This is a genomic window from Iamia sp. SCSIO 61187, assembly GCF_019443745.1.
Lineage (GTDB): Bacteria > Actinomycetota > Acidimicrobiia > Acidimicrobiales > Iamiaceae > Iamia.
The window spans coordinates 1,351,527-1,366,165 of sequence record NZ_CP050948.1; the positions used below are offsets into that span (position 1 = coordinate 1,351,527).

Below are 14,639 nucleotides of genomic sequence, written 5' to 3' on the forward strand. Positions count from 1 at the left end.
CCGGTCGTCGCCCGCGGGGCTCGGCGGCCGGCGCGACAATCGTCCCGTGCGCGAGAGGCTGGAGATCTCGCTGCTGGGACCCGTGTCGGTGCGCTCCGAGGGCGGCACGTGCGCCGTGCGGAGCCGGCCGCAGCGGACGGTCCTCGCCCGTCTCGCGCTCGAGCCCAACCGGGTGGTCAGTGCCGGGACGCTCATCGACGTCCTCTGGGGCCACGATCCGCCGCCCAACGCCACCGGCAACCTCCACAGCTACGTCTCGAAGCTCAGGCGTCTCGTCGGTCCCGACCGCATCCGGCGCGAGCACGGCGGCTACCGACTCGAGGTCGACCCGGACGCCGTGGACACGGCGCGGGTCGAACGGCTCGCCGCCGGGGCCGAGGAGCTCGATGCCCCGGGGAGGGCGGCCGCCCTCGGCGAGGCGCTCGCCCTCTGGGTGGGCGAGCCCCTGGCCGACCTGGACGACGTGGAGGCGCTGGTGCCGGATCGCATGCGCCTCGCCGCGCTGCGGCACGAGCTCGACGTCCGCCGGATGGCGGCGCTGGTCGACGCGGGCGACCACGTCGCCGTGCTGCCCCGGCTCCGGGAGGCGGCCGCCCAGGACGCCTACGACGAGACGATCGTCGTCCTCCTCGCCCGCGCCCTGCACGGCGCCGGTCGCACGGCCGAGGCGCTGCGGACGCTCAGCGGGTTCCGCCGGCACCTGCGCGAGGGCACGGGCCTCGACCCCAGCTCGGAGCTGACCCGGATCGAGCAGAGCATCGTGCACGACGATCCCGCCCTCCGGGGCGTCGGGCCCCGCCTCCGCGGGCCCGCACCCGGGTCCCTGCCGGCCACCGCCGAGTGGCCTCGCTTCGCCACGCCTCTGCACGGTCGGGAGGAGGAGCTCGTCCGGCTGGACGATCTGGTGGGCACCCAGCCGGTCGTCACCGTGACGGGGACGGGCGGGATCGGCAAGAGCCGCCTCGCCTGCGCCGTCGCCGATCGCCGGAGCGGCAGCGGGCAGGCCGTCCACTTCCTGCCCCTCGCCGCCCTCGCCGCCGACGACGACCTTCCGGCCCGGTTGGCGGCCGCCCTCGGCGTGCGGGTGCCCGGCGGGCAGGACCCGGTCCACGCCGTGCACCGCCGGATCGGCAGCGGCGGCCAGCTCCTGGTGCTCGACAGCTGCGAGCACGTGCTGGATCCGGTGCGCCGCCTCGTCGAGGCGCTGCTCGCTCGGCGCTCCGACCTGACGGTGCTGACCACGTCACGGACGCCGCTCGGGCTGACAGCCGAGTGCGTCGTCCGGATCGGGCCCCTCGCCGAGGCCGGCGACGCAGGGTGCCGCGTCTTCCTGGATCGGGCGCGCCGGGTGCGGCCGGGGTTCCGGTCCGACGGCGCCGACGAGGAGGTCATCCGGTCGGTGGTGCGGGGTCTCGGCGGGCTGCCGCTCGCCATCGAGCTGGCCGCCGGGCGCATGGCGTCCATGTCGCTGCGCGACCTGGCGGCGAGGATCGACGACCTCGACCTCCTGACCGACGGACGGCCGACGGAGCGGCACCGCACCCTCCGGGCGGCGATCGACTGGTCCTACCGCCTGCTCCCCGAGCCCGCCCGCCGCCTCCTCCGGACGCTCAGCGCCTTCCCCGGCGGGGCCGACCTGGCGACCGTCGAGGAGCTGGCGCCCCACCTCCAGCTCCCGGGCGGGGGAGCATCCGAGGTCGTGGCCCTCGCCGAGGCGTCCCTCCTCGACGCCGAGCTCGAGCGCTCCGCCCGCTACGCGATGCTCGAGCCGGTGCGGGCGTTCGCCCGCGAGCGTCTCGACGAGGCCCAGGAGGCGGCGGCGGCGTGCTCGCTGCGCGCCGCGTGGGCCCGGCGCACCGCGGCGTGGATCGAGGACACGTGCCGGAGCCCGGACGAGGCCGTCGCCGATGCCCGGCTGCGCTCGGACGTGGCCAACCTCCGGGTCGCCCACCGGACGGCGCGGCTCGGGGGCGACCTCGACACCGCCATCGCGATCAGCGCCGCGCTCACCCGGCCGGCCACCGCCCGGGACCTGCCCGAGGTGTGGTCGTGGGCCCTCGACCTCGTCGCCCATCCCGCCCTGCCCGAGCACCAGCGAGGCGCGGATGGGCTCGGCGCGGCGGCGACGGCGGCGTGGCTCACGGGCGACCTGGATGGAGCCGCCCGGCTGGCGACCGACGGGCTCCGGCGCGATCCCACGTCCGTGGCGTGCCTGCAGGCGCTCGGCAGCGTGCGTCTGTTCCTCGGCCAGCCCGAGACCGCCCGGCAGCTGTGGGTGGCGGCCAGTCGACCTCACGGGGCCTACCTCCCGCAGGCCGCGCTCGCCGCGGTGTACACCGGCGACGCCGACCTCGCCCGTCGGAGCCTCGCCGCCGCCGACGCCTGGGCGGCGGACGTCGGTTCCCCGACGGAGGTGGCGCTGTGCCGCTACGCGTGGGGCGAGCTCCTCGGGCCCGACCGGGCCGCGCTGGGGGAGTACGAGGAGTCGATCGCGCTGGCGTCGGGCGTCGGCGCGACGTTCGTCGCATCGATCAGCCGGGTGGGGCTGGCGTCGACGTTGGCGGTGAACGGCCACCACCGGCGGGCCATCGACGAGCTCGTCACCGTGATCCGCTACTGGCGGACGACGGGCAACTGGACCCAACAGTGGACCACCCTCCGGAACGTCGCCGCCCTGCTCGACGCCCTCGGTCGCCCGTCGACCGCGGCGGGCATCAGGGCGGCGGCCGCGCGCGCCTCGGCCGCCGCGGCCGAGCCGGGAGCACTCGTCGAGGCCGTCGGTGGCCCCGACCCCCGTCCGGCCGCGACCCCTGAGACCCTCGTGGCCCTGGTCCTGGCTGAGCTCACCGAGGTGCGGCGCGAGGTCGGGCCGGACGCCGGCTGAGGCGGCGGGCGCTCCGGCCGGTCCCCGACCCGCACCGAGACGGCGTCCGCCCGGGTCGCTCGGGACGGACGGCGACGGTCACCGCCGGGGTTCGACCACCAGGGTGCCCGTCGCCCGGCGGGCGGCCAGCTCACCGACGGCGGCGGCCGTCTCGGCCAGCGGGTAGCTGCCGCCCACGAGGGGGTCGACGGCCCCCGAGGCCAGGTGGGGGGCGAGGCGCGCCCACTGCTCCTGGAGGTAGCCCGGGTGGGAGAAGGCGTACTCGCCCCAGGCGACGCCGACGACGCTGGTGTTGGCCAGCAGGAGCCGGTTCACCTTGACCGTCGGGATCTCGCCGCCGGCGAAGCCGACCACCAGGAGCCGGCCCTCGGTGGCCAGGGATCGGAGCGAGTCGGTGAAGCGGTCGCCGCCGACGGGGTCGAGCACGACGTCGACACCCTTCCCCCCGGTGAGCTCGCGGGCGACGTCCTTGAACCCGTCGGCCGGCACCACGTCGTCGGCGCCGAGCCGGCGGGCCACGTCGGCCTTGGCGTCGGTGGAGGTGACGGCGATGACCCGGGCGCCCATCGCCTTGGCCACCTGGATCGACGCCGTGCCGACCCCGCCGGCGGCTCCGTGGACGAGCACGGTCTCACCCGGCTGCAGGCGGCCCCTCCGCTCGAAGGCGAACTCGGCGGTCAGGTAGTTCACCGGCAGCACGGCACCGGCCGCGAACGACACCGCGTCGGGCAGCGGGAAGGTGGCGTCGGGCCCGGCGGTGGCGACCTCGGCGAAGCCGCCCAGCCCGCACAGGGCGGCCACCCGGTCGCCGGCCCGGAGACCGGACCCGTCGGGTGCCGACCGGACGACGCCCGCGACCTGCGAGCCGGGCACGAACGGCGGGGTCGGCTTCATCTGGTACTCGCCCCGGGTCATCAGCAGGTCGGGGAAGGTGACGCCGGCGGCCTCGACGTCGATCACCACCTGGCCGTCTCGGGGCGTGGGCTCGTCGACCTCGCCCACCTCCAGCCCGTCGGGACCGTCCAACCGCAGCACCTGAGCAGCTCGCATGCCGGCCAACCTAGGGGCGCCCCGGGGCGGTGGATCACATGATGCGCTCGGCCCGGGCCACCTCGTAGCGATCGAGGCGGGCGCGGCGCACGTCGAGCTCGCCGATGGCGTCCATGAACGCAGCGAGGTGCGGCGAGGCGGAGTGGGCGGCGTTGGCCTCGGCCGACTCCCACTCCTCGTAGAGGTGGAAGGTGCCGGGCTCGTCGAGGTCGGCGTGGAACCCGTAGGCCAGGCACCCCGCCTCGGCGCGCGTGGCGACGGTCAGCGGCGCCACCAGCTCGCGCGCCCGCTCCACGCGGGCCGGGTCGATGACGATCGTGCCGCTGATGACCAGGGCGGGGGTGCGCTCTTCGCTCATGGCCGGAGCCTGGCACGACGGGCCCGTCATGATGACCCGATGCCCCGCGGACCCGTCAGCCTCGTCGTCACCGACCTCGACGGGACGCTCTGGCACACCGAGGAGGAGATCGCCCCGTCGGTCGTGGCGGCCATGGCCGAGCTGGAGCGGCGGGGCGTCCCGCTGCTGATCGCCACCGGGCGACGCCTGGCGTCGACCCGGAGACCGCTGGCCCGGGTCGGTCTCCGCCCGCCGGCGGTGGTGCTGAACGGCGCCCTCGGGGTCGACCTGGCGACCGGGGATCGCTTCCACCGGGCCCCGTTCGACGCGGCCGACGCCGTCACCGTGCACGACCGCTTCGTCGAGCTCGGGCTCCAGCCGGTCGTGCACGTCGACCACCCGGAGGTCGACGCCTTCCTCGGGCCCGAGCCGTCGACCAACCCCGCCCACGCCCGAGCCCTGCTGGCGGCCCACAGCGCCACCGGCGACCTGGCCGCCGTCGTCGCCGACCTGCCCGTGCTCGGGTTCAGCCTGATCGGGGTGGAGCACCGCACCTGCGTCGCCGCCCGGGACGCCACCGCGACGACGGCCGAGACGCACCTGGACCGGTCGCTCGACTACCCCGGCCTGGCCACCTTGACCGTCGCCCCCCACGGCCAGTCGAAGTGGGACGGGGTGCGGGCCTTCTGCGCGGCCCGGGGCCTCGACCCGGCGCGGGTCCTCGCCCTCGGCGACGGCTCCAACGACCTCGAGCTGCTCGACGGCGCGGCCGTCGCCCTGGTGCCGGCGGTCGCCCACCCCGCCGCCCTCGAGCGGGCCGACCACGTCATCCCGAGCGCGGCCGACGCCGGCTGGGTGGCCGTCCTCGACCACGTCTGACCGCAACGTTGTCCGGAACCCAGCCACAGAGGGGGACTTCCGGACAAGGTTGCGGGGATCGACGTTGACGGCGTTACGTAACGGTGGCAATGTAAGTTCGTGGCGACCCAGGAGGAGCGGCGGGCCGAGACCCGGACGGCGCTGCTGGACGCGGGGGCGACGCTCTTCGCCGAGCGGGGGATCGCCGGGGCGTCGGTCGACGCCATCGCCGCCGCCGCCGGCCGCACCAGCGGGGCGCTCTACGACCACTTCGGCAGCAAGGAGGGCCTCCTGTTCGCCCTCCTCGAGACGTGGGTCGGCGACGCCACCGTCGCCATCGCCGCTGAGCAGGCCGCCGCCGCCAGCCTCGACGAGTGGGTCGCCGCCATGTGGCACGCCGTCGCCCGCCCCCCGAGCGGCGACGGTCGCTGGATCGCCCTCGAGCACGAGCTGTGGAGCTACGCCGCCCAGAGCGACGAGGCCCGGCGCTACCTGGCCAAGCGCTACCAGGCCGCGTGGGCGGGGATCGCCGACCACGCCCGGACCTGGGTCGCCGACCCGCCCGCCAGCGTGGGCGCCACCGTCATCGGCCTCCTCCTCGGTCTGGAGATGATGCGCCGGGTCGACCCGGCCGCCGTCACCGACGAGGTCGCCGTCACCGCCCTCAAGGCCGTCCTGGGGACAGATGTGGGCGCTCGGGCGCCCGGGATCGTCCCCAGCACGCCGACCTGACCCGACCACCCGCGACCCCGGAGACCCCCCCACCATGCGCACACCGATCTGCGACGAGCTCGGCATCGAGTTCCCCATCTTCGCCTTCACCCACTGCCGTGACGTCGTCGCCGCCGTGTCGAAGGCCGGCGGCTTCGGCGTCCTCGGCGCCGTCGGCTTCACGCCCGAGCAGCTCGAGGTCGAGCTCCAGTGGATCGACGAGCACGTCGGCGACCACCCCTACGGCGTCGACATCGTCATCCCCGGCAAGTACGAGGGCATGGACGACATGGACCCGGAGCACCTGGCCCAGACGCTCCGCGACATGGTGCCCCAGCAGCACCTCGACTTCGCCAAGAAGCTCCTCGCCGACCGGGGCGTGCCCGAGCTGCCCGAGGGCGAGAGCAACAGCCTCCAGCTCCTCGGCTGGACCGAGGCCACCGCCACCCCGCAGGTCCAGTGCGCCCTCGACCACCCCAAGGTGGCGCTGATCGCCAACGCCCTGGGCACCCCGCCGGTGGAGGTCATCGATCTCATCCACGACGCCGGCCGCAAGGTCGCCGCCCTGTGCGGCTCGCCCTACCAGGCCCTCAAGCACAAGGAGGCCGGCGTCGACATCGTCATCGGCCAGGGCGGCGAGGGCGGTGGCCACACCGGCGAGGTCGGCTCGGTCGTGCTCTGGCCCCAGATCGCCGAGGCCATCGCCCCCACCCCGCTGCTCGCCGCCGGCGGCATCGGGACCGGCCAGCAGATCGCCGCCGCCCTGGCCATGGGCGCCCAGGGGGTGTGGGCCGGGTCGCTGTGGCTCACCGTCGAGGAGGCCGACCTGCCGCCCGCCCAGCAGAAGCAGCTGCTCGACGCCACGTCCCGCGACACCGTCCGCAGCCGGAGCTTCACCGGCAAGCCGTGCCGGATGATCAAGACCGAGTGGACCGAGGCCTGGTCCGCGCCCGACGCCCCCGATCCGCTGCCCATGCCGCTGCAGTACATGGTCTCGGGCGACTGCGTGGCCCGCAGCCACCGCTACGCCGACAAGGCCCTGTCGGTGATGTTCAACCCCGTCGGCCAGGTGGTGGGCCAGCTCAACAAGGTCGAGAAGACCGCGGCGGTGGTCCAGCGCCTGGTCGAGGAGTACCTCGAGGCCGTCGACCGCCTGAACCGCCTCAATGCCGAAGCCAATGTGTAGGTCGGTGGTGACCGCACCGTGGTCGCCCCAGGCCCCTCCCCGCCGAAGCTCACGTCCTCCGACCCCACCCGCCGCCCTGAGCGCGTCGGCTCCGCCGACGCCGCCATCTTCGTGCTCACCGGCTCGATCCGACGCAGGCCGGGTGAAGGGGCTGCCGCCAGGCCCACCGCACACGGCTCGGCGCGTCCGGCGATGAGCGACCCGGGCGGTGCGCTGCGGGCGGCGACGCCGTTCCGGCTGGGGCCGCTGACGCTGCGGAACCGGATCACCAAGGCGGCCACGTTCGAGGGCGTCATGCCCAAGGGGCAGGTCACCGACGAGCTGGTCGAGTTCCACCGTCGCGTCGCCCGGGGCGGAGCCGCCCTGACGACGGTGGCCTACTGCGCCGTCGCCCCCGGGGGCCGCGTCCAGCGCCACACCCTGGTGATGGACGACCGCACCGTCGACCCGCTGCGGCAGCTCACCGACGCCGTCCACGACGAGGGCGCGCTGGTCTCGGCCCAGCTCGGCCACGCCGGCCTGGTCGCCAACGTCCGCTCCAACCGGCGGCCGACCCTCGCCCCCAGTCCCCGCGTCAGCGGCCCGGCCATGACCCTCGTGCGGGGGGCGACGCGGGCGCAGCTCGACGAGGTGGTCGGCCAGTTCCGGCGGGCGGCGTCGGTCGCGGTGCGGGCCGGGTTCGACGCCGTCGAGATCCACCTCGGTCACGGCTACCTGCTCAGCTCGTTCCTGAGCCCCGACCTCAACCGCCGCTGCGACGACTACGGCGGACCCATCGAGGCCCGCAGCCGCTTCCCCCGTCGGGTGGTGGCGGCCGTGCGCGACGAGGTGGGCGACGCCATCGCCGTGACCGCCAAGCTCGGGATGGTCGACGGCCCGGCCGACGGCCTGGCCATCGAGGACAGCCTCGTCGTGGCCCGGCTGCTCGAGGGCGACGGCCACCTCGACGCCCTCCAGCTGACGGCGGGCAGCTCGCTCCGGGACTCGATGTTCCTGTTCCGGGGCGACGTGCCCCTCGACGAGATGGTGGCGGCCCAGTCGCCGCTCGTCGGGGTCGGGCTGCGGCTCGTCAGCCGGAGGATGTTCCCGCACTACCCCTTCGAGGAGGCGTACCTGCTCCCGCTCGCCCGGCAGGTCCGGGACACGGTCCGCATGCCGCTGACGCTGCTCGGGGGCATCAACCGGATCGACACCATCGAGTCGGCCCTGGGCGAGGGCTTCGACCTGGTGGCCATGGGCCGGGCCCTGCTCATCGACCCCGACCTCCCCCGGAAGCTGCTCGACGGGGCCGTGGCCGAGGGGTCGTGCATCCACTGCAACCGGTGCATGCCCACGATCTACAGCGGCACCCGCTGCGTCATCACCCACCCCGAGGTGCCCGAGCGCCCCCACCCGGTGGCGGCGTCGACCTGAGGTCGCCCTCGCCCGACCTGCCGACGGACGGGGTCTGACCCCGTCCGTCGGTCCGCTGCTCGGCCAGGCCGGCCGCGAGGGTGGACAGGTACGCCGAGGTGGGTTCGGTCGCGGGGAGGGGTTGGGCGGTCGTGACGGTGAGGGCGGGGCGGCCCTCGACGTCCGACAGGCGCAGCACCGTGTCGTACCAGCCCCCGCCGAGGGCGAAGCGGCCCCCGGGCGGGATCGCTCCCAGCGCGTCGGGGTGGGGTGCCGTGGCGAGGCGGGCCTCCTGGGCGACCAGGTCCGCCACCTGGTCGAGGGCGAGGAGCCAGGCCCGGGCCGGGGTCTCGGTCCCCGGCGTGGGGTCGAGGTCGAGGAACGCCACCCCGCCGCCCCATCGTCGCGAGGTCCCGCGGAACGTCACCCGACGGTCGAGCGCGAGCCATCGGTCGGCGCGGGGAGGGGTCGGGTCGCCGCACCCGCGGTGGGCGCCGTACGGCGCGTCGGGACCGGACGCGCCGGCCAGGTAGGCCCGGAGCCGGTCGGCGGACCGGTTCGACCCGTAGGCGACGTACCAGACCAGCGGAGCGGTCACCGGTCCAGTCTGGCCGTCGACCCTCGGGGGCTGCGAGGGTTCCGCCGTGACGGAGCTGCGACGCGAGGACTTCGGGGACGACTTCACCTGGGGGGTGGCCCACGCCGCCTACCAGGTCGAGGGGGCGTGGGACGCCGACGACAAGGGCCCGTCGATCTGGGACACCTTCACCCACGGCGGCGGCCGCGTGTTCGACAAGACCAACGGCGACGTGGCGACGGACTTCTACCACCGCTACCCCGAGGACCTGGCCCTGGTGAGGGCCATGGGGTTCGACGCCCAGCGCTTCTCGATCTCGTGGCCCCGCGTCCTGCCCGACGGGGTGGGCCGGGTCAGCACCAAGGGGCTCGACTTCTACTCGCGGGTGGTCGACACGTGCCTCGAGCTCGGGATCGAGCCGTGGGTGACGCTGTACCACTGGGACCTGCCCGAGGCCCTGCACCGCCGGGGCGGGTGGGCGAACCGGGACAGCGTCGAGTGGTTCGGCGAGCTGGCTGACGCCGTCGTCGGGCGCCTCGGTGACCGGGTCACCCGGTGGATGGTGTTCAACGAGCCCGGCACGTTCCTGCCCTTCGGGTACCTCCTCGGCGGGCACGCGCCCGGCGTCCGCAGCCTGCGCCGCTTCCAGGCCGCCGTCCACCACGTCGGCCTGGCCCAGGGGCGCGGGGCGGCCGCCATCCGGGCCGCCGCCCCGGGGGCGTCGGTCGGCACCACCCACATCTTCACCCCACCCGACGTGGCCGGCGACCGTCCCCGCCACCGGCGCGCCGCCCGGGCCTTCGACGCGGCCATGAACCGGGTCTACGTCGAGCCCAGCCTCGGCCTGGGCTACCCCATGGACGACGCCCCCCTCCTGCGGGGCATCGAGCGGTACGTCCGGGGCAGCGACGAGGCGGACCTCGTCGTCGACTGGGACTTCCTGGGCGTGCAGTACTACCAGCGCTTCGCGGTGGCGGCCGCGCCCGTGCCGGGCCTCCGGTTCGTCCCGCTGTTCCGCAAGGACCACAAGCGCTTCGACATCACCGCCATGGGGTGGGAGGTCGACCCGACCGGCCTGTCCGACGTGCTGAGGACCGTCCACGGCTACGGCAAGGTGCCCGAGCTGTTCGTCACCGAGAACGGCGCCGCCTACCCCGACCACCTGGTCGACGGGCGGGTGCACGACGTCCGCCGGACCGCCTACTACCGCGACCACCTCGCCGAGGTGGCGAGGGCCCGGCGCGAGGGCGTCCCGGTGCACGGCTACTTCTGCTGGTCGTACTGCGACAACTTCGAGTGGGCTGCCGGCCTGCGCCCCCGCTTCGGGCTCGTCCACGTCGACTACGAGACCCAGCGGCGCACGGTGAAGGACTCGGGCTACTGGTTCAGCCGGCTCCTGGGCGGCACCGTCACGCCGGGCTGAGGGCCTGCACCTGCGACACCAGGTCCGGAAGGCGGCCCGGGTCGCCGCCGGCGTGGCGGAGGTTCACCACCAGGTCGGTGACGCCGGCGGCGACGAGGTCGGTGACCGACGCCAGGTCGGCGTCGACGGGAGCCCGGACCCGCAGCGCGTCCGGGTCGCGGCCGGCGGCGGAGAAGGCGGTGCGGAGCTCGGCCGCGCCGGCACGGACGTCGGCGACGGTCGCCCCCATGATCGGGATCCAGCCGTCGCCCAGCTCGACGATCCGGTGCCGGTTGCGGGCGTGGAGGGTGCCCGAGAACAGGACCGGCAGCGGGCGCTGGAGCGGTGCCGGCGCGCTGCGGAGCTCGGTGAAGGCCACCGTGGGGAGGTCGACCGTCACCGGCCCGTCGCCCTCCCACAGGGCCCGGCACGCGGTGATGCCGTCGGTGAGCCGCTGGCCCCGCTCCGCCCAGGGGATCCCGGCGGCCTCGAGCTCCTCCCGCTGCCACCCGGTGCCGACACCGAGGTCGACCCGTCCTCCCGAGAGCACGTCGAGCGTGGCCACGGTCTTGGCCAGCACGACCGGCGGGCGCGCCGGCCCGATCAGCACGCCCGTCCCGAGCCGCAGTCGCTCGGTCACGGCCGCCACCGCGGTGAGCATGGTCAGGGGGTCGAGCCAGGGCGCGTCGACCGGCAGCGGGAACGGCCCGGCGGGGTAGCGGTCGGTCCGGGGCCCGATGGCCACGTGGTCGGGCACGACGACGCCGTCCATCCCCGCGGCCTCGGCCGCCCGGGCCAGGTCGAGCACCCGTCCCCAGTCCCCGTCCGCCCACCCTCCGAACGACGGGAGGGTCAGGTGGATCCGCGCCGGCACCCCGCCATCGTGCCCCAGCCCGGCGCGCCGGCGAGCGAACGACTACGAGAACCGGCGTTGGTACTCGGCGCTGGCGAAGAACATCGAGACGAGGCGCTGGATGCTGGTGCCGCTGGTGACCTTGGCGACCCAGAAGGCCAGGCCCTCGGGCTCGGCCGCCCGGCGGAGCAGGCCGGCGTAGGTCATGGTGACGTCGACGGTCGGGCGCATGGCGGAGACGGCGGCCGGGAGGGCGGTGAGGGCGGCCATGACGTCGGCCCGGGTGGCGGTGCCGGCACCGAGGCGCCCGACCCAGGTCGACCGGAAGGCGGAGGCCGGCGCCGCCCCGGTCGCGTCGCTGTGGGCCCGGTCGACGAAGGCCCCGTCGCTCAAGGCCCCGTACCGGGCCGCGAACGCGGGTCGGGAGCACACGTCGACGGCGATCGCCGCCAGGGGCTCGCCGGCGCGGACCCGCGCCCCCCAGGCCATGAGGTCGTCGAAGGCGGGCACGGTGCCGGAGCAGATCAGGGCCAGCCGGGCCGCGGGGCTCACGGCCCGGCCGAACTCGGCGGAGTTCAGGAAGGCGTTGACAAGCCACGGGATGGAGCGGGCCCCCGACGTGAGCTGGCCCGTCCAGAAGGCGACGCCGTCGGCCTCGCCGACCCGGCCGAGCAGGTCGAGGTACTGCTGGCGGACGAGGGTCGCCGCGTCCGGGAAGGGGCGCCACGGGTTCGGGGTCGTCGGCGGCGGCGTGGACGGGCCGCCGGGCGTGGCCCGGAACAGCCTGAGGTCCTCGTAGGTGGCGCCCAGGACGGTGCTGCTCCCGCCGGCCAGCCACCCGTCGATGACCGACGCGTAGTACGAGCGCAGGTCGACGTGGACCTTGAGGTCGCCGCCGCGGGTCAGGTCGTCGAGGCGGGGCTGGGCGCCGTACAGGCCGCCCTTGACGTTGCCCCCGATCACCAGCTGGGGGGCGGCGGTGCCGTGGTCGGTCCCGCCCGAGCCGTTGGTCCGGACGGTGCGTCCGAACTCCGAGAACGTCATCAGCGTCACCTGGTCGCGGACGGCCGGGGCCAGGGCCTGGAAGAAGGCGTCGATGCTGTCGTCGAGCTGGGCGAGCAGGTTGGGGTAGCCCCAGCCCATCCCGTCGTGGAGGTCGTAGGGCCCGTGCGAGCACGACAGGACGCGCAGGCCGAGGTCGGCGTTGATGAGCCGGGCGGCCAGCGTCAGGTCGGGGCGCAGGGGGCCCGACGGCAGGGTGGGGGAGTACACCGGGGCCAGGCGGGTGGCCAGGGCCATGGCGTCGGCGCCGACGTCGGCCACCAGGTCCGCGAGCCGCCCCCGCCCGGTCGTGCCCGCCCCCATGGCGGCGATGGCGTCGTAGACGGGCTTCTGCCATGCCTCGCGCTGGTCGGCCCCGTAGATGCTGCCGCCTGTGTCCATGGCGGTGACGACCGACGTCCGGCCCCGCATGTGGAGCGGGACCGAGGGGCCGACCTGCAGGGCCCGGAGGCCGCCCGCCGACTCGGGGACGCCGTCGAGCCAGCGCCCGAGCCAGCCGGTGGCCCGCGACGATCCGGCGGTGCCGGCCATCCACGTGGCGGTCGACGAGAAGTGGCTGAAGTCGGACGTCGTCTGGCCCACGCCGCGGACGACGGCGACCTGGCCGGCGTCGTAGCGGGCCTTGAGCTTCGGCAGACGGGGGTTGAGCCCGAGGCCGTCGCCCAGCGTCAGCGGTGCCGTCACGGCCAGGTTCCCGCGGGCTGTCCGGTAGCGGCCGTGGTCGGGGTGGTCCGAGGTCGGCACGACCATGCTCATGCCGTCGTTGCCGCCGCCCAGCTGGAGGACGACGAGGACGCCGTCGGTGGCCGCGATGGGAGTCGCCGCCGCGGCCATGCGGTCCATCCACGACGGGAGCAGGGCCGTGCCGGCGGCGGCGGCGAGGGCGCCCTGGAGGAAGCGGCGGCGGGCGACCTGGCCGGGGATGGCGTCGGCCGGGAGGCTCAGCAGCTCCTGGATCTCTTCGTACTCGAGGTCGGGCATCGTCACGCCAGCTGGTGGTCGGGGGACATCATCATCAGCACGACCAGGCTGGGGACGACCGCCCAGCTGCGTCGGGCCGTCTGCTCACCGCGGACGTAGGCCTCGACGGCGGCCCGGGTGGCGGGGGAGGGGTCGGTGAGGCCGAAGCGCTCGAAGGCGCCCTGGGCGGCGGCGGCCGGGGTCATCCGGTCGTAGCCGGCGAAGACGCCCCGGTCGCGGGCCTGCCACTGGCAGTGCGACGCGAAGCTGCCGCGCGCCCAGGCGGCCGAGGTGGCCACCCACGCCTCGTTGCCCTTCCAGCCGCCGACGTTGGGCGGGCCGTAGAGCTGCTGGCCGCACCGCTCAAGGAACCACTCGGGCCGGGCCACCGAGGCCGGCAGGTCGAGGGCGCGCATGGTGGCCACCATCCACTCGACCGGGCTCCGCACCAGGCCGGCCCGGACGGTCGGGGACCGGAACTCGGCGTGCAGGAAGAGCGCCCGCAGGAGGGCCTAGATCTGCATGCCGGAGGCGGCGAAGGCCGACGCGAGCTCGTCGATGACGCCCGGTCCGGGTGGTGGGCCGGCCAGGAAGGCCCACAGGCGGGTGGCGATGTGGCGGGCGCAGGCCTGCTGCTTGGAGCCGCGCACCATCTCGGTGATCGTCTCGGGGCCGTCCCACCGCCGGGTGATCCCCCAGATCGTCTTGGGTCCGTCGTCGTGGCGGCCCGGGTACCAGATGTAGGTCTCGCCGACGCTGTCGAACCCGTGGCCGGTCCAAGCCCGGGCCATCTCGGCCACGTCGGCCTCGGTGTACTGGCCCTGGCCCAGGAGGAACAGCTCCATCAGCTCGCGGGCGAAGTTCTCGTTGGGGTTGCCCACCACGTTCGACTCGTTGTCGAGGTAGACGAGCATCGCCGGGGACGTGGCCATGGCCTGGGCCAGGTCGTGGAGGTCGCCCACGGCGTGGGTCCGGTAGGTGGCGACCTGGCGGAACACCAGCCGCATCAGCACCTTGTCCACGCTGCTGGTGAAGAGACCGTGCCAGAACAGCGTCATCTTCTCGACGATGGGCGTCGGCGTGGTCGCCATGCGGTCCGTCCAGTGCTGCACGCCGGCGACCCACGGCGGGTACCAGGGGTCGGCGCGGTCGTCGACGCGGGCCGGCACGTGGTCGGGCGGGGCGGCCGAGGTGTCGAGGACGCGGTCGACCACCGCCGCCCAGGAGGGCCGGGCCACCAGGGCGTCGATCTCGGCGGTCGTGCCCCCGAACCCCGCCCGGCGCAGCAGGTGGGCGACGTCCGCCCGGGTGAAGTCCATCCCCCACCCCGTCGGTCACGGGGAGTGATGCTGAAGCGACGCTCCGCG

At 75.2% G+C, this 14,639-nt stretch carries 11 protein-coding genes and 1 pseudogene; 6 read left to right on the plus strand and 6 right to left on the minus strand.

All coding sequences use genetic code 11. The features are described 5' to 3' along the window. Positions 1-46: 46 nt before the first annotated feature. A complete protein-coding gene (locus HC251_RS06620; RefSeq protein WP_219944515.1) occupies positions 47-2,884 on the plus strand; it encodes a BTAD domain-containing putative transcriptional regulator in 2,838 nt (945 codons plus the stop codon). Between the two features lie 78 nt (positions 2,885-2,962). Here HC251_RS06620 and HC251_RS06625 read toward each other — a convergent pair whose 3' ends face one another. After that, positions 2,963-3,934, minus strand: a complete 972-nt coding sequence (locus HC251_RS06625; RefSeq protein ID WP_219944516.1) for an NADPH:quinone oxidoreductase family protein — start codon at positions 3,932-3,934, stop codon at positions 2,963-2,965. 34 nt (positions 3,935-3,968) lie between these two features. Continuing rightward, positions 3,969-4,292, minus strand: a complete 324-nt coding sequence (locus HC251_RS06630; RefSeq protein ID WP_219944517.1) for a putative quinol monooxygenase — start codon at positions 4,290-4,292, stop codon at positions 3,969-3,971. Between the two features lie 39 nt (positions 4,293-4,331). Between HC251_RS06630 and HC251_RS06635 the strand changes: the two genes are divergently transcribed. The 4 genes from HC251_RS06635 (at position 4,332) to HC251_RS06650 (ending at position 8,439) form a co-directional block, all read left to right on the plus strand. Further along, a complete protein-coding gene (locus HC251_RS06635) occupies positions 4,332-5,150 on the plus strand; it encodes an HAD family hydrolase (RefSeq protein WP_219944518.1) in 819 nt (272 codons plus the stop codon). A gap of 99 nt (positions 5,151-5,249) precedes the next feature. Next, a complete protein-coding gene (locus tag HC251_RS06640; protein WP_219944519.1) occupies positions 5,250-5,861 on the plus strand; it encodes a TetR/AcrR family transcriptional regulator in 612 nt (203 codons plus the stop codon). Positions 5,862-5,895: 34 nt separating this feature from the next. Next, the gene (locus HC251_RS06645) at positions 5,896-7,026 is read left to right on the plus strand and encodes a nitronate monooxygenase (protein WP_219944520.1); all 1,131 of its coding nucleotides are present in this window, start codon (positions 5,896-5,898) and stop codon (positions 7,024-7,026) included. 192 nt (positions 7,027-7,218) lie between these two features. Beyond that, positions 7,219-8,439 carry an NADH:flavin oxidoreductase gene (locus HC251_RS06650; RefSeq protein WP_219944521.1) on the plus strand — a complete coding sequence of 407 codons (1,221 nt, stop codon included), beginning with the start codon at positions 7,219-7,221 and terminating at the stop codon, positions 8,437-8,439. Here HC251_RS06650 and HC251_RS06655 read toward each other — a convergent pair. Beyond that, positions 8,387-9,016, minus strand: a complete 630-nt coding sequence (locus HC251_RS06655) for a hypothetical protein (RefSeq protein ID WP_219944522.1) — start codon at positions 9,014-9,016, stop codon at positions 8,387-8,389. The two genes, HC251_RS06650 and HC251_RS06655, sit on opposite strands and share 53 nt — an antisense overlap. Before the next feature lie 46 nt (positions 9,017-9,062). On the opposite strand from HC251_RS06655, the gene HC251_RS06660 reads away from it, so the two are divergent. After that, positions 9,063-10,418, plus strand: coding sequence for a GH1 family beta-glucosidase (locus HC251_RS06660; RefSeq protein WP_219944523.1), 1,356 nt, complete (start codon positions 9,063-9,065; stop codon positions 10,416-10,418). Here the strand turns inward: HC251_RS06660 and HC251_RS06665 are convergent. The 3 genes and pseudogenes from HC251_RS06665 to HC251_RS25470 form a co-directional block, all read right to left on the minus strand. Further along, on the minus strand, positions 10,405-11,271 hold the full coding sequence (locus HC251_RS06665; RefSeq protein WP_219944524.1) for a TIGR03619 family F420-dependent LLM class oxidoreductase: 867 nt from the start codon (positions 11,269-11,271) through the stop codon (positions 10,405-10,407). The two genes, HC251_RS06660 and HC251_RS06665, sit on opposite strands and share 14 nt — an antisense overlap. A 42-nt stretch (positions 11,272-11,313) precedes the next feature. Then, on the minus strand, positions 11,314-13,293 hold the full coding sequence (locus tag HC251_RS06670) for a DUF1501 domain-containing protein (RefSeq protein ID WP_219944525.1): 1,980 nt from the start codon (positions 13,291-13,293) through the stop codon (positions 11,314-11,316). Between the two features lie 2 nt (positions 13,294-13,295). Continuing rightward, positions 13,296-14,591 (minus strand): annotated as a pseudogene (locus HC251_RS25470) (DUF1800 family protein). Positions 14,592-14,639 lie beyond the last annotated feature (48 nt).

Excerpts from the sequence above, each read along its gene's own strand:
- HC251_RS06630 (WP_219944517.1), bottom strand. The coding sequence starts at position 4,292 with ATGAGCGAAGAGCGCACCCCCGCCCTGGTCATCAGCGGCACGATCGTC.
- HC251_RS06650 (WP_219944521.1), top strand. The coding sequence starts at position 7,219 with ATGAGCGACCCGGGCGGTGCGCTGCGGGCGGCGACGCCGTTCCGGCTG.
- HC251_RS06625 (WP_219944516.1), bottom strand. The coding sequence starts at position 3,934 with ATGCGAGCTGCTCAGGTGCTGCGGTTGGACGGTCCCGACGGGCTGGAG.
- HC251_RS06670 (WP_219944525.1), bottom strand. The coding sequence starts at position 13,293 with ATGCCCGACCTCGAGTACGAAGAGATCCAGGAGCTGCTGAGCCTCCCG.
- HC251_RS06645 (WP_219944520.1), top strand. The coding sequence starts at position 5,896 with ATGCGCACACCGATCTGCGACGAGCTCGGCATCGAGTTCCCCATCTTC.
- HC251_RS06635 (WP_219944518.1), top strand. The coding sequence starts at position 4,332 with ATGCCCCGCGGACCCGTCAGCCTCGTCGTCACCGACCTCGACGGGACG.